Origin of the sequence: Herbaspirillum sp. LeCh32-8 (genome assembly GCF_017814915.1) — a bacterium.
Lineage (GTDB): Bacteria > Pseudomonadota > Gammaproteobacteria > Burkholderiales > Burkholderiaceae_D > Herbaspirillum.
The window spans coordinates 35890-49624 of record NZ_JAGIPZ010000017.1 but is presented as its reverse complement, the minus strand read 5'-3'; the positions used below and the strand labels follow the sequence as shown (position 1 = coordinate 49624).

Here is a 13735-nt window from a genome sequence, read left to right as displayed (position 1 = left end):
CAGAAAGCTCAGTTGGATCCTGGGCGGAAGGGCTTGCCCAGCGAGGCCGGCATGTTCAGGCGGATCCAGTCCGGATTGCGCGAGATCAGCGCCAGCACCACGATGGTGGCCAGATAGGGCGCCATCGACAGGATCTGCGACGGCACCGTCACGCCCATGCCCTGCAGATAGAACTGGGCGATGGTGACGCCGCCGAACAGCAGCGAACCCAGCAATACCCGTGCCGGGCGCCAGGTGGCGAAGGCGGTCAGCGCCAGCGCGATCCAGCCGCGTCCGGCCACCAGGCCTTCGACCCACATCGGCGTGTAGACCAGCGACATGTAGGCGCCGGCCAGGCCGCAGCAGCCGCCACCGAACAGCAGCGCCGCGTAGCGGATGCCGCGCACCGAATAGCCCAGCGCATGCGCCGACTCCGGCGACTCGCCCACTGCGCGCAGCACCAGGCCGGCGCGCGTGCGGTACAGGAACCAGATGCTGGCCAGGCACAGCGCGAAGGCCACGTAGCTCATCCAGTGCTGGTGGAACAGCGCCCGGCCGATGAAGGGGATGTCACCCAGCAGCGGCACCGAATTGGCCTGCGCCGGCAGCGCCAGGCCGACGAAGCGCTGGCCGACGAAGGCCGACAGGCCGGCGCCGAAAATCGACAAGGCCAGGCCGGTGGCGACCTGGTTGGTCGCCAGGCGCAGCGCCAGCCAGGCGAACAGCGTGGCCATCAGCATGCCGCAGACGGCGCCGGCGGCGAATCCCAGCAGCGGGCTCTTGGTGGCGTAGCCGACCGCGAAGCCGGCGATGGCCGAGACCAGCATCATGCCTTCGGCGCCCAGGTTGAGCACGCCCGAGCGTTCGTTGATCAGCAGGCCGATGGCCGCCAGCAGCAGCGGGGTGCCGGCGTTGATCGAGGCGGCGATGAGGGGAGCGAGTTGTTCCATGTTCAGACCTTTTTCTTCCACGCCAGGCGGTAATCGATCAGCGTGTCGCACGCCAGCAGCAGGAACAGCAGCATGCCCTGGAACACGCCGGTGATCGCCGAGGGCAGGCCCAGGCGCGACTGCGCCAGCTCCCCGCCCAGGTACAGCAGCGACATGATCAGGCCGCCCAGGATGGCGCCCACGGGATGCAGGCGGCCGATGAAGGCCACGATGATGGCGGCGAAGCCGTAACCCGGCGACACCGACGGCAGCAGCTGGCCGATCGGGCCGGCGATCTCGAAAGCGCCCGCCAGGCCGGCGAATGCGCCGGAGATCAGCAGCGACACCCACAGCGCCGAGCGCGCCGAAAAACCGGCGTAGCGCGCCGCATGCGGCGCCACGCCGCCCACCATCAGCGAGAAGCCGCGCAGGCTGCGCATCATGAAGACCGCCATCAGCACCGCGGCGACGATGGTCACCACAAAGCCCACGTGCAGGCGCGTGCCCGACAGCAGCATCGGCAGCATGAATTCGGACGAGAACACCTTGGACTGCGGGAAGTTCATGCCGTTGGGGTCCTTCAGCGGGCCGTTGACGGCCCACATCAGCAGCAGCTGCGCCACATAGGTCAGCATCAGCGACACCAGGATTTCGTTGGCGTTGAACTTGTCGCGCAGGAACGCGGTGATGGCGGCCCACAGCGCACCGCCGACGATGCCGGCGGCGATCATCAGCAACAAGCCGGCAGTGCCCGAGATGCCGTGGCCCGGCACATCCAGCCACACCAGCATGGCGCCCGCGCACAGGGCGCCGACGGTGAACTGGCCTTCGGCGCCGATGTTCCAGATGCTGGCGCGAAAGCACACCGCCAGCCCCAGCGCGCACAGGATCAAGGGGATGGATTTCAACAGCAGCTCGCTGATGGCGCGTTTGCCGCTGAACGGATCGACCAGAAACACCTTCAACCCGGCCACCGGATCCTTGCCCAGCGCCAGGAACAGCAGGGCGCCCAGCAGCAGCGTGGCAACGATGGCGATCACCGGCGACAGGTAAGTCATGGCGCGCGAGGGCGCGCCGCGCAATTCAAGACGCAAGGGCAATGACATCAGCTCAGACATGGCCGGCCTCCGTCGCATTGCCGGCAGGTGCGTCCCACAGGCCGCTCATCCACACGCCGACCTGCTCGCGCGTGGCCTGCTCGATGGGGATGGAGGGCGACAGCCGCCCCTTGGCGATCACGTGCAGGCGGTCGCACAGCGCGAACAATTCATCCAGTTCTTCCGAGATCAGCAGCACCGCGCAGCCTTCCTGTTTCAGTTTCAGTATTTCGCCGTGGATCTGGGCGGCCGCGCCCACGTCCACGCCCCAGGTCGGCTGGGCCACCACGAACACAGCCGGCTTGCGTTCCATTTCGCGGCCGACGATGAATTTCTGCAAATTGCCGCCCGACAGGCTCTTGGCCGGCGCATCCGGCCCGGCCGCCTTGACCTTGAAGCGCTCGATGATGGAAGCGGCGGCGCGGCGGGTGAAGCCGAAGTCGATCATGCCGCGCTTCACGTACGGCGCCTTCTGGTGCGACAGCAGCATATTGGCCGTCAGCGAAAGCGCCGGCACCGCGCCGCGGCCCAGGCGCTCCTCCGGCACCAGCCCCAGGCCGGCCGCGCGGCGCGGATTGGGCGAGAGATGGCCGACCGGACTACCGCCCAGGATCACCATGTTGGGCGCGGCACGCTGGTCTTCGCCGGACAGCGCCGCCAGCAATTCCTGCTGGCCGTTGCCGGAGACGCCGGCGATGCCGACGATCTCGCCGGCGCGCACCTCGCACTCGATGTCCTTCAGCTCGGTGGCAAACAGATGCGCCTTGGGCAGCGACAGCCGGTTGATATGCAGCTTGCGCTCGTTGCGTTGGGATTCGGGATTGCGCTCGCGCGTCAGGCGCACCAGCTCGTCGCCGATCATCATGCGCGACAGGCCGGCGCTGCTTTCCTGGCGGGGATCGCAGTTGCCGGTCACGCGGCCGCCGCGCATGACGGTGGCGCTGTGGCACAGCGCGCGGATCTCGTCGAGCTTGTGGCTGATGTAGAGGATGCTGCACCCCTCGTCGGCCAGGCGACGCAGGGTGACGAAAAGTTTTTCCACCGCCTGCGGCGTGAGCACCGAGGTCGGCTCGTCCAGGATCAGCAGCTGCGGGTCGGTCAGCAGCGCGCGCACGATCTCCACGCGCTGGCGCTCGCCCACCGATAGCGTATGCACGTGGCGATGCGGCTCCAGCTCCAGGCCGTACTTCTCGCCGGTCTGGGTGATGCGCTGGGCCAATTCCTTGAGGTCGGTGCCGGCGTCCAGGCCCAGCGCGATGTTTTCGGTCACGGTCAGCGTATCGAACAGCGAGAAGTGCTGGAACACCATGGCGATGCCCAGCTTGCGCGCCACCTGCGGATTGGCGATCTGCACCGCCGCGCCGTTCCAGAGCAACTCGCCGGCGTCGGGCTTGACCGCGCCGAAGATGATCTTCATCAAGGTCGACTTGCCGGCGCCGTTTTCACCGAGCACGGCATGGATCTCTCCCGGCGCCACCGAAAGGCTGACGTCGTCGTTGGCCAGCACGCCCGGATAGGCCTTGCGCACATGGCGGATTTCTAGGCGGAGTGGTACTGCGCTCACGTGTTTTCCCTGTCATTTGTTGTCGGCGGCTTGCCCGCTGCGGCGCCCCGGGCGTGCCGGGACTTTATACGCGCGTCATCATAGACAAATTGGCCCGCGTCGCATACCGCTTTTCACCGCAAACGCCGTCAGCGACGGCTTTTGCGGCCGATTCCCTTCAATTGCGGCCGATTTCTGTGGCGCAGGCGCCTCGGTCCCGGCGCGCATGTTTCATTTGCCGCGGTGCGCCCAGCCGGTGGTGCGCTTCTCGATGATGGCGAACAGCTCGTACATGGCCATCGCCATGGCGCCGATCACTACCAGGCCGGCGAAGGCCAGCGGCATCTTCATCGACGAGCCGGCCGAGACCAGCAGGTAGCCGATGCCCTCGTTGGAGGCGTTCATCTCGGACACGGTGGAGCCGACGAAGGCCAGCGTGATGGCGACCTTCAGCGAGGCGAAGAAATACGGCAGGGAGCGCGGCAGGCCGACCTTGAGCAGGATATCCATGCGCCTGGCGCCCAGCACCCGCAACACGTCCTCCAGCTCCGGCTCCAGCGTGGCCAGGCCGGTGGCGATGTTGACCATGATGGGGAAGAACGAGATCAGGAAGGCGGTCAGGATGGCCGGGCCGGCGCCGATGCCGAACCACACCACCAGCACCGGCACGAAGGCCGCCTTGGGCAGGGCGTTGAAGGCGGTCATCAGCGGATAGGCGGCGGCATACAGCATCGGCGAGGAGCCGATCACGAAGCCCAGCGTCACGCCCACCACCACCGCGATGGCAAAGCCCACCATGGTGACCCAGAACGTCGACAGCGCATGCTGGGTGATCGGGCCGGAGAATTCCACCATGGCCTGGATGATGGACATCGGGCTGGGGAAGATGAAGTCCGAGACCTGCCACACGCTGCAGATGAATTGCCAGATGCCGAGGATGACCAGCAGCAGGATCCAGGGCGCCAGCGTGGTGGCGGCTTTGTTGAGTTTGCCGTTGAACGGTTTTTTCATGTCGTGTTCTCCCCGGCTCAGGTGTTGCGCACGTGGCCGATATGCTCGCGCAGCTCGTGCACCAGGGCGTTGAAGGCGTCGGTATAAGTGGTTTCCAGCGCGCAGGGGCGCGGCAGCGGGTTCTCGCGGCGCACCACGATGCGGCCCGGGCGCTTGCTCATCACATAGATGGTGTCGGCCAGGAAGGCCGCTTCGCGCAGGTCGTGCGTGACCAGGATGACGTTGAATTTGCGTTCCGCCCACAGATCGCGCAGCACGCACCACAGCTCTTCGCGGGTGAAGGCGTCGAGCGCGCCGAAGGGCTCGTCCAGCAGCAGCATCTTGGGTTCGTGGATCAGCGCGCGGCAGATCGAGGCGCGTTGCTGCATGCCGCCGGAGAGCTGCCAGGGGAACTTGTCGGCATAGCCGTCCAGCCCCACGGTCTTGAGCAGCTTCAACGCGCGCTCGGTGTATTCGGCTTTCTTCTGCTTGAAATCGCGGCGATAGGGTTCGACGATTTCCAGCGGCAGCAGCACGTTCTCCAGCGTGGTGCGCCAGGGCAGCAGGGTCGGCGCCTGGAAGGCCATGCCGACGAACTTCAGCGGACCGGTCACCGGCCGGCCGTCGATCACGACGCTGCCGCGGTTGGGTTGTTTCAGGCCGGTGGCCAGTTTCATGAAGGTCGACTTGCCGCAGCCGGAAGGCCCGACGATGGCGATGAATTCGCCCGCTTTGGTCTGCAGGTCGATGTCTTCCACCGCGAACTCGGCGGCGCCGTCATAGGCCAGGTAGACGTGGCGGAAATCGACGAAAGTCTCACTCATGGTTTGCTTCTTTTCTGTACTGTGGCTGGTGATCCGGACGGCGGCGCTCGGCTGCCGCCGTTCCTGCTGCAGGCAATTACTTGGGGAGAACGTCCAGCTCCGCCTTGGACGGCAGGAACGCGCCGTTCCAGACCTTGTCGGCGTTCACGCGGGTCTTGGTGCCGTAGGCGTCCGAGACCTGCGAGGCCATCAGCGTCAGGCGCGGGCCGAACACCTGGCCGTAGCCTTCGGACTTGGCGTGCGGCGTGGCGATGGCGCTGGCGATGGCCAGCTTCAGGCGGCGCAGCTCCAGCTTTTCGTCGATCAGGCCGTCGCGTTCCTTGACTACCTTGATGGCGGCTTCGGGATTGGCGATCACGTCCTTGGTGGCCTTGGCGAAGGCGCGCAGGAAGGCTTTGATGGCTTCCGGCTTCTGCTTGATCATGGCCTCGGAGGCGATGATGGCGTTGCCGTAGAGCTTGACGCCGTAGTCGGGATACATCATCACGTTGACGTCTTCATCCTTGATGCCGCGCGCGTTCAGGTTCAGCAGCGAGGTGAAGTAAAAACCGGTGATGGCGTCCACGTCGCCGCGCGCCAGCATGGTCTCGCGCAGCGGCGGATCCATGCTGGTCCATTGCGCCTTGGACGCGTCCAGACCGTTGGCCTTGGCGAAGATCGGATAACCGCGGCGGCCGGCGTCGAACACCGGCGCGCCCAGTTTCTTGCCGGCCAGGTCGGCCGGTTTTTTGATGCCGGACTTCTTCAGCGAAAAGATCGCCGCCGGGGTGTCGTTGTAGACCATCATCACGGCCACCGGTTTGGCCGGCGCGTCCGCATTGTTGGCGGCGAACTCCATCAATGCGGCCATGTCGGCGAAGCCCATGTCATAGGTGCCGGAGGCCACGCGGTTGACGGCGTTGCCCGAGCCGTTGCCGGCGTCGATGGTGACGTCCAGTTTTTCCTGGGCGAAGTAACCCTTGGACTTGGCCACCAGGAACAGGGCGGACGGCCCTTCGAAGCGCCAGTCCAGCTGGAATTTGATCTTGGTCTCTTGTGCGAAAGAGGACGATGCCGATACCAGGCCGAGCAGCAATGCCGCCGAACAGCCGAGGAAGCGGAATGAACGCATGGGGAAGTCTCCCGAAAGGCGATTGAAAGAAAAAGATGGTGGAAACCGCAATGCGCGCGCCGCCTTACAGAAGCTTGGCGATGCAGGTACGCAGGCAGAGGCGCCGCGCATTCCGGTAATACGGTTTCCACCCAAGCACAGGCTCAAGACGCGGCTGGCCGGCCAGAAGGAGTCGCCGGTTTGCCGTACTACGTTGCTGCCGGCGACCACCGCGCGGGAAGGAAATCCGCGCGGTCGCCGCCGTCGATGGCGCCCCGTTGCCGGGACGCCGTCAACCCTGCAGGCGCATCAGAAACGATGGCGCATGCCCAGGCCGAAGGAAACGCCCGAGCTCTTGGTCGAGATCTTGTCGTTCATGACGATCGCGTACAGGTCGGTGCGCTTGGACATGAAATAGTCGTAGCCGACCGACGTGGTGTTGCGCGAGACGTCACCCGACGTGCTGGCCAGCAGGTCGCCGGTGCGCTTGGTGCGGGCGAAGGCGGCCAAGATGGAGCCGTTGCCCACCGGCGCCGACAGGCCGACGCTGAACACCTTGTCCTTGGCCTGGCTGGTGCCGGCGGTGGTGTCCTTGCTGCCCTGGTAGGTGCCGTACAGCTTGACCACCTGGAAGTCATAGGTGGCGCCAACCATCCATGTCTTCTGGCGGGTGATCGAGTTGAACGGCGCGGTGGCGTCGATGATGGCGCTGCCCGAGTTCGGGTTGCTGACCTGGGCGTCGAAGTACAGGCCGGTCAGGGCCAGGCCGCCGTTGAAGTACAGCGCGTTCACGCCGATGTTCTTCTTGCCGGTCTGGCCGGCGACTTCACCCAGCTGGTAGTGCAGGTTGGCCTGCAGGCCGCCGAACTTGGGCGTGGTGTAGATGATCTCGTTGCTCCAGCCGCTGTCGGCCGCGTTGGCCTGGGCCCAGGAGCGCGCGCCGAAGTTGCCCGACGGCGTGTAGACGTGCAGCACCAGCGGCGAGAAAGTGAAGGAGTCGCCGAACGGGTTGAACAGCACGGTCGGCAGGAAGCTCGGCGCCAGGCCGCGGCCCAGCATGACGCGGCCGTAGTTGCCGGCCAGCGCGATGTTGGCGTCGCGTGAGAACAGGTTGTCGCCCGAGAAGCGGCCGTAGGCGCCGGTGTCGGTCTGGAAGAAGGAGGTCAGGTTGAATTCCGCGCGCAGGCCGCCGCCCAGGTCTTCAATGCCCTTGAAGCCGATCCACGAGGTGGTCATGCCGCCCGAACCGACGGAAGCCTTGCTGGCTTCACCGCTGTTTTTCATGCTGCCGGCGAAGGCATCGACCAGACCGCTGACCGTGACGGACGATTGCGCCATCGCGCTGCCGGCCACCAGACAGGATGCCAAGGCCAATGCCAAACGAGTTTTTTTCATTACGCTCCCCTGATTTAAAAGACGCCGGGCGGGATTGCCCGGCCAGTTCACCTCTTCTGCCGCGTCGGCGAACGATGTTGCAACTCTCCCGTTGCGCCCGCCGCCGCGGACTCAGGACGAGTGTTTAGCAGATATCGTGCCAATGCCATCGACGATGCTGAGCGGGTTTGCGGCTGCTTTTTCGGAGGCGGGATGTAAAGATCGGCCGGCGGCGCGGCACGGCGGCTTGCCGCCGATTGCGGGTGATGCGCCGCGTGGAGGCGGGCGATGTCGCGTGGACGCCGCAGGGGAACGGCGCGCAAGGTGGCCCGGGGACAGGCCGGCGGGCCGGTCGCCAAGCCTGCGTCATTTTGTTGACAATGATTTCTTCTATTTGCGACAACTTGGTGCTTGGCTTGCACCGAATTTGACGCGCTGCACTAAAAATGGAGAGGTGCCGGCGGCCGCGCTGGTGGCGGGGTACGACGAAAAGTCGCGCCAATGCTGGGCTTGGGATTATGTGCGCAAGAATCTGTCGCTTATCAGCGTTGGCAGATATTGTCGACAGCGCTTTGCGATATTGTGGCCAATCGCTAGTAAAAATGGCTGGAATCGCTTACAAACGCGGCCGCACGCCGATCCGGCCGCGCGCGCTCGCCACCCGGCACCATTTATGCTAGAACCGCCACACAACAACACAGAGGACTCGACCCGACCATGGAAGCCTATATCTTCGACTGGCTCAATCTGCTGCTGCGCTGGCTGCACGTGATCACCGCGATCGCCTGGATCGGCTCATCCTTCTACTTCGTCTGGCTGGACAACAGCCTGGTCCAGCCCACCGACCCCGAGCTGAAGGAAAAGGGCGTCGGCGGCGAGCTGTGGGCGGTGCACGGCGGCGGTTTCTACAACCCGCAGAAATACCTGCTGGCGCCCAGGCAGTTGCCCGAGCACCTGCACTGGTTCTACTGGGAGTCGTACAGCACCTGGCTGTCCGGCTTCGCGCTGTTCTCGTTGCTGTACCTGTTCAATGCCAACGTGTTCCTGGTGGACCGCAACGTGTTCGACATGTCGGCCTCGATGGCCGGCGGCACCGCGATCGCCTTCCTGGTCTTCAACTGGCTGATCTACGACGCCATCTGCAGCAATATCGGCGACCGTCCCAACGCCGACCGGCTGGTCAACCTGTTGGTTGGGCTGCAGGTGGTGGTGTCGGTGTGGGCCGCCTGCCATCTGTTCTCCGGACGCGCCGCCTTCCTCATCAGCGGGGCCTCGCTGGCCACCATCATGAGCGCCAACGTGCTGGTGTGGATCATTCCCGGCCAGCGCAAGATGGTCGCGTCCATGCGCGCCGGCCAGGCGCCCGACCCCATCCACGGCAAACGCGGCAAGCAGCGTAGCGTGCACAACACCTATTTCACGCTGCCGGTGCTGTTCGCCATGCTCTCCAACCACTACAGCATGACCTACAGCGCGCCGCATAACTGGCTGGTGCTGCTGATGATCATGGCGGCGGGCGCCTTGATCCGCCAGTTCTTCGTGCTGCGTCACAAGGGCGTTTACAACTGGTGGTATCCGGGTGTGGCGGTAGCGCTGCTACTGGCGGTGGCGATTGGCTTGAGCCCGATGATGCGCGACAAGCCCGTGCCGGCGGCCGTGCATCACCAGGAGCAGGCCAAGCCTGCCGACGCGGCGGCGGCTCCCGCTGCGGTGGCGTCTGCGGGCGACGATGCCAAGGCACCTGCGGCTACCGGCGGGTTTGCCCAGGTGCAGCAGGTGATCGAGGCGCGCTGCATCCAGTGCCATGCGGCCAAGCCGACCCTGATGCCGGTGCCGGGCAAGGGCGTGCTGCTGGACAGCAAGGAGCATATCGCGCAGCATGCGCAGCAGATTTATCAGCAGGCGGTGCTGCAGAAGACGATGCCGTTGGGGAATATGACCAACATTACCGATGATGAGCGGGCGATTATTGGGAAGTGGTTTGAGGCGGGGGCTGCTACCAACTGACCCGCAGTTGGAAAGACTGACTCCTCATCTCGTTTAAGCCGTCGTCACTGCGAAAGCAGGGATCCAGCGTCGTTTGTTGTGCTTCACTGGTGCTTGTTGAGGCGCGTTGGGTAGTCTGGTCTTGCTGCTTATGGGCGTACTGGCTTTGATGCTTGCTCTCTCCGGTCGGAGCGGAGCGCCGGGGGCGGCCCGGCAGCCGCTCACTTTTCTTGCTCCGCCAAGAAAAGTAAGCAAAAGAAGGCGGCCCCTAAGTGCCAGCCCCTGCGGGGTTCCCGGCGCAGCGCGCTGAAAAATGGGCAAGGCAAAGTCGCTGCGCTCCGGTTGCCTTGCTGATCCATTTTTCACCGCACTCCGCCGGCTGGCCCACAAGGGGAAATGCCATCCGCCTCGCCTGCGGCATCGCGCTGCTTCTTCCCCGCCTTCGGCCTCGATGTGGCGGCTCGCTATCTCATGTAATCCGTCGTCCCTGCGAAAGCAAGGGCCTAGCGTCGTTCGTCGCGCCTCGCACGAAAGTCGCCAGGCAAAGAAAAACGCCGGCGTCAGCCGGCGTTGTCACGTGCGCGTCGTTCAGCGCGGTTGATACGGGTGCACCTTCTTCCAGTGCTCGGCGATGTCGATGCGCCGGCAGATCCATACCTTCTCGTGCGACTGCACATAGTCGAGGAAGCGCTGCAGCGCGCGAAAGCGTCCCGGGCGGCCGAGCAGGCGGCAGTGCATGCCGATGGAGAGCATCTTGGGCGCGTCTTCTCCTTCTTCGTACAGCACGTCGAAACTGTCCTTCAGGTACTGGTAGAAGTGCTCGCCGGTGTTGAAGCCTTGCGGCGTGGCGAAGCGCATGTCGTTGGAGTCCAGCGTGTAGGGCACGACCAGGTGCGGCTTGGTCTGGCCGCCGGCGGTCTGCACCTCGGTCCAGAACGGCAGGTCGTCGCCGTAGTAGTCGGAGTCGTAGGCGAAGCCGCCGTGTTCCACCACCAGCTGCCGGGTGTTGGGGGAGTCGCGGCCGGTGTACCAGCCCAGCGGGGCGCTGCCGGTGAGTTCGCGGAAGATCTGCACCGCCTGTTGCATGTGCGAGCGCTCGGTTTCGATGTCCATGCCTTGGTAGTGGATCCAGCGCAGGCCGTGGCAGGCGATTTCGTGGCCCAGCTCGATGAAGGCGCGGGTGACCTCCGGCGCGCGCTGCATGGCCATGGCCACGCCGAACACCGTCAGCGGCAGGCCGCGCTTTTCAAACTCGCGCAGGATGCGCCACACGCCCGCGCGCGAGCCGTATTCGTAGATCGATTCCATCGACATGTGGCGCGCCGGGTAGGCCGCCGCGCCGACGATTTCGGAGAGGAACTGTTCGGATGCCGCGTCGCCGTGCAACACGCAGTTCTCGCCGCCTTCCTCATAGTTCAGGACGAATTGCAGCGCCACGCGCGCCTGGCCTGGCCATTGCGCGTGCGGCGGGTTGCGGCCGTAGCCGGCGAGGTCGCGTGGGTAGTGTTGTTGCGAAGACATGGTGCTCATTCTGGTTGCGATGAAAAGAAAATGCCCGGCGCAGGCCAGCCGCGCCGGCGGATGAATCATGATCGTGCGAACTCCCGCAGCAGGCCATGGTAAGCCTTGGGCGGCGGCAGCGCCAGCTCGCCGCGCTTGGCGGTGGCCAGTCCCAGCGCCACCAGCGACTCGGCCAGTTTGACGGCGGCGGTGACGCCGTCGATCACCGGCGCGCCGATGTCGCGCGCGATCGCCGCGCACAGGTCGGCCATGCCGGCGCAGCCGAGCACGATGGCTTCGGCCCCATCCTCGGTCAGCGCGCGCCGGCATTCGTCGGTGATGCGGGCGCGCGCGTCCGAGGCCGGGTTCTCCAGCTCCAGCACTGCGATCTCGCAGGCGCGCACGTTGCGGCAAAAGCGCTGCATGCCGTAGCGTTCGGCCAGGTGCCAGGCCATGCCGCCGGTGCGCGCCAGCGTGGTCACCACCGAGAACGACGGCGCCACCAGGCTAGCCATGTGCATGGCCGCCTCGGCGATGCCGATCACCGGCCCGCGCGCCAGCTCGCGCGCGGCCGACAGGCCGGGGTCGCCGAAGCAGGCGATGACGTAGGCGTCGTAGCCGTCACGCTCGCCGCGCTCGATCTCCTGCAGCAGGCCGGGCACCGCCAGCGCCTCGTCGTAGTGGCTCTCGATGGAGGCCGGCCCCATCTGCGGACTGACGCCGATGATCTCGGTGCCGGGCGCGGCCACCATGCGCGCGCAGGCGGTCATGGCGTCGGTCATCGACATGGTGGTGTTGGGATTGATCAGCTTGATGCGCATGGCTTACCCCTTGCGCGCGAAGACCAGGTAGAACATCCCGCCCAGCGCGGCGCCGATGAACCAGGAGAAGTCCGCCGCCGCGCGCAGCTGCGGCAGCATCACGCAGGCCACGCAGACCACCGCGGCCAGCACCAGCGCCTTGACTGCGTTGCGGTTCACGCCATTGGTGTACCAGTAGCGTCCGCCCCGGTCCATCGAGTACAGGTCGGCGACGCTGACCTGGCGCTTCTTGACCAGGTAGTAGTCGGCCAGCAGGATGCCGTACAGCGGGCCGATGAAGCCGCCCAGCACGTCCAGCGTGTAGTGGATCACCTCGGGATTGCCGAACAGGTTCCAGGGCGTGATGAAGATCGAGGCGGTGGCCGCGATCATGCCGCCGGCGCGCCAGCTGATGCGGCTGGGCGAGAGGTTGGAGAAGTCGAATGCGGCCGACACGAAGTTGGCCACGATGTTGATGCCGATGGTGGCCATCAGGAAGGTCAGCGCGCCGATCACGGCGGCGGTGGTGTTGTCGATGCGCGCCACGGTCTCCACCGGGTCGGTGATCAGCTCGCCGAACACCGCGATGGTGGCCGAGGTGGTCACCACCGTCACCAGCGAGAAGGCCAGGAAGTTGACCGGCAGGCCCCAGAAGTTGCCGCGCTTCACATCCTTGAAGCTGTGACAGTAGCGCGAGAAGTCGCCGAAGTTGAGCATCGGCCCGGAGAAGTAGGACACCACCAGCGAGATCGCCGTGATCATCACCGACACCGCAGCCCAGCCGCTGTACTTGATCTCGCCCAGGTTCAGGCCGACGTTCTGCCAGCCGGCCTTCCAGATCATCCAGCCGGCCAGCGCGAACATCACCACGTAGACCGCCGGGCCGGCGAAGTCGATGAACTTCTTGATGGTTTCCATGCCGTTCCAGAACACCAGCGCCTGCAATACCCACAGCAGCAGGAAGCCGCCCCAGCCCAGCGCCGAGAGGCCGGCGAAGGAATGCACGTGGACGTCGGCCCAGGGTTTGAGCTCCGGGTAGAACTTCAGCACCACCACCACGAAGGCGGCCGAGGCCAGGTAGGTCTGGATGCCGTACCAGGCCACCGCGATCAGGCCGCGGATCATGGCCGGTACGTTGGCGCCGAGCACGCCGAAGGACAGTCGGCTCATCACCGGATACGGCACGCCGTGCGCCTGGCTGGGCCGCGCCACCAGGTTGCACAACAGGTAGACGATGGTGATGCCGATCAGCAGCGAGATCAGCACCTGCCAGCTGGTCAGGCCCAGCGCGAACAGGCTGCCGGCAAATACGTAGCCGCCCACGCTGTGCACGTCGGACATCCAGAAGGCGAAGATGTTGTAGGAGCCCCAGGTCTGGTGTTTGAGGGGCGCGAGGTCTTCATTGGTCAGGCGCGCGTCGTCGGCGCCGGACAGGTAATTACCGGTTGCGGGGGATGAGTCGATGGTCATTGCCGGTCTCCGTCCAGAGGGGATGATGGATGAAACGAACCCGCCCGGCGCGCGGGCGCCGGGAATGGTTCAGCGGATCCTTCCTGTCCATGCTCTGCGGCATGTGTTCAGTCGCGCCTGCGCGCGGTGGCCTGATGCTCGATGTAATACTTG

11 protein-coding genes are annotated in these 13735 nt (G+C 65.4%); 1 reads left to right on the top strand and 10 read right to left on the bottom strand.

Annotated features, from left to right (window positions below):
• Window positions 1–8: 8 nt before the first annotated feature.
• The 7 genes from J8I26_RS21080 to J8I26_RS21050 all read right to left on the bottom strand — a co-directional run bounded on the left by J8I26_RS21080 (window position 9) and on the right by J8I26_RS21050 (window position 7847).
• Complete coding sequence (locus J8I26_RS21080) at window positions 9–929, bottom strand: ABC transporter permease (protein WP_209609079.1); 921 nt, start codon at window positions 927–929, stop codon at window positions 9–11.
• Between the two features lie 2 nt (window positions 930–931).
• Window positions 932–2026, bottom strand: coding sequence for an ABC transporter permease (locus J8I26_RS21075; protein ID WP_209609078.1), 1095 nt, complete (start codon window positions 2024–2026; stop codon window positions 932–934).
• Window positions 2019–3569, bottom strand: coding sequence for an ABC transporter ATP-binding protein (locus tag J8I26_RS21070; protein WP_209609077.1), 1551 nt, complete (start codon window positions 3567–3569; stop codon window positions 2019–2021). Before J8I26_RS21070 ends, J8I26_RS21075 begins: the two co-directional genes overlap by 8 nt.
• Window positions 3570–3779: 210 nt before the next feature.
• On the bottom strand, window positions 3780–4559 hold the full coding sequence (locus J8I26_RS21065; protein WP_209609076.1) for an ABC transporter permease: 780 nt from the start codon (window positions 4557–4559) through the stop codon (window positions 3780–3782).
• Window positions 4560–4576: 17 nt separating this feature from the next.
• Window positions 4577–5362: an ABC transporter ATP-binding protein gene (locus tag J8I26_RS21060; RefSeq protein ID WP_209609075.1), complete on the bottom strand. Its 786-nt coding sequence runs from the start codon at window positions 5360–5362 to the stop codon at window positions 4577–4579.
• A gap of 76 nt (window positions 5363–5438) precedes the next feature.
• On the bottom strand, window positions 5439–6473 hold the full coding sequence (locus tag J8I26_RS21055; protein WP_209609074.1) for an ABC transporter substrate-binding protein: 1035 nt from the start codon (window positions 6471–6473) through the stop codon (window positions 5439–5441).
• A gap of 288 nt (window positions 6474–6761) precedes the next feature.
• Window positions 6762–7847, bottom strand: a complete 1086-nt coding sequence (locus J8I26_RS21050) for a porin (protein WP_209609073.1) — start codon at window positions 7845–7847, stop codon at window positions 6762–6764.
• 696 nt (window positions 7848–8543) lie between these two features.
• Here J8I26_RS21050 and J8I26_RS21045 point away from each other — a divergent pair.
• Window positions 8544–9833, top strand: coding sequence for a urate hydroxylase PuuD (locus tag J8I26_RS21045; protein ID WP_209609072.1), 1290 nt, complete (start codon window positions 8544–8546; stop codon window positions 9831–9833).
• A 567-nt stretch (window positions 9834–10400) separates the two neighbouring features.
• Here the strand turns inward: J8I26_RS21045 and puuE are convergent.
• The 3 genes from puuE to J8I26_RS21030 all read right to left on the bottom strand — a co-directional run bounded on the left by puuE (window position 10401) and on the right by J8I26_RS21030 (window position 13582).
• Entirely contained in the window at window positions 10401–11333 is a 933-nt protein-coding gene (gene puuE / locus J8I26_RS21040; protein ID WP_209609071.1) for an allantoinase PuuE, read from the bottom strand.
• Window positions 11334–11398: 65 nt separating this feature from the next.
• Window positions 11399–12133, bottom strand: coding sequence for an aspartate/glutamate racemase family protein (locus J8I26_RS21035; protein WP_209609070.1), 735 nt, complete (start codon window positions 12131–12133; stop codon window positions 11399–11401).
• A 3-nt stretch (window positions 12134–12136) separates the two neighbouring features.
• Window positions 12137–13582, bottom strand: a complete 1446-nt coding sequence (locus tag J8I26_RS21030; RefSeq protein WP_209609069.1) for an NCS1 family nucleobase:cation symporter-1 — start codon at window positions 13580–13582, stop codon at window positions 12137–12139.
• Between the last annotated feature and the right edge of the window lie 153 nt (window positions 13583–13735).

Bases quoted from the DNA above. Each gene is read 5' to 3' on its own strand.
- J8I26_RS21080 (WP_209609079.1), bottom strand. From the start codon at position 929: ATGGAACAACTCGCTCCCCTCATCGCCGCCTCGATCAACGCCGGCACC.
- J8I26_RS21075 (WP_209609078.1), bottom strand. From the start codon at position 2,026: ATGTCTGAGCTGATGTCATTGCCCTTGCGTCTTGAATTGCGCGGCGCG.
- J8I26_RS21065 (WP_209609076.1), bottom strand. From the start codon at position 4,559: ATGAAAAAACCGTTCAACGGCAAACTCAACAAAGCCGCCACCACGCTG.
- J8I26_RS21060 (WP_209609075.1), bottom strand. From the start codon at position 5,362: ATGAGTGAGACTTTCGTCGATTTCCGCCACGTCTACCTGGCCTATGAC.
- J8I26_RS21055 (WP_209609074.1), bottom strand. From the start codon at position 6,473: ATGCGTTCATTCCGCTTCCTCGGCTGTTCGGCGGCATTGCTGCTCGGC.
- J8I26_RS21050 (WP_209609073.1), bottom strand. From the start codon at position 7,847: ATGAAAAAAACTCGTTTGGCATTGGCCTTGGCATCCTGTCTGGTGGCC.
- J8I26_RS21045 (WP_209609072.1), top strand. From the start codon at position 8,544: ATGGAAGCCTATATCTTCGACTGGCTCAATCTGCTGCTGCGCTGGCTG.
- puuE (WP_209609071.1), bottom strand. From the start codon at position 11,333: ATGTCTTCGCAACAACACTACCCACGCGACCTCGCCGGCTACGGCCGC.
- J8I26_RS21035 (WP_209609070.1), bottom strand. From the start codon at position 12,133: ATGCGCATCAAGCTGATCAATCCCAACACCACCATGTCGATGACCGAC.
- J8I26_RS21030 (WP_209609069.1), bottom strand. From the start codon at position 13,582: ATGACCATCGACTCATCCCCCGCAACCGGTAATTACCTGTCCGGCGCC.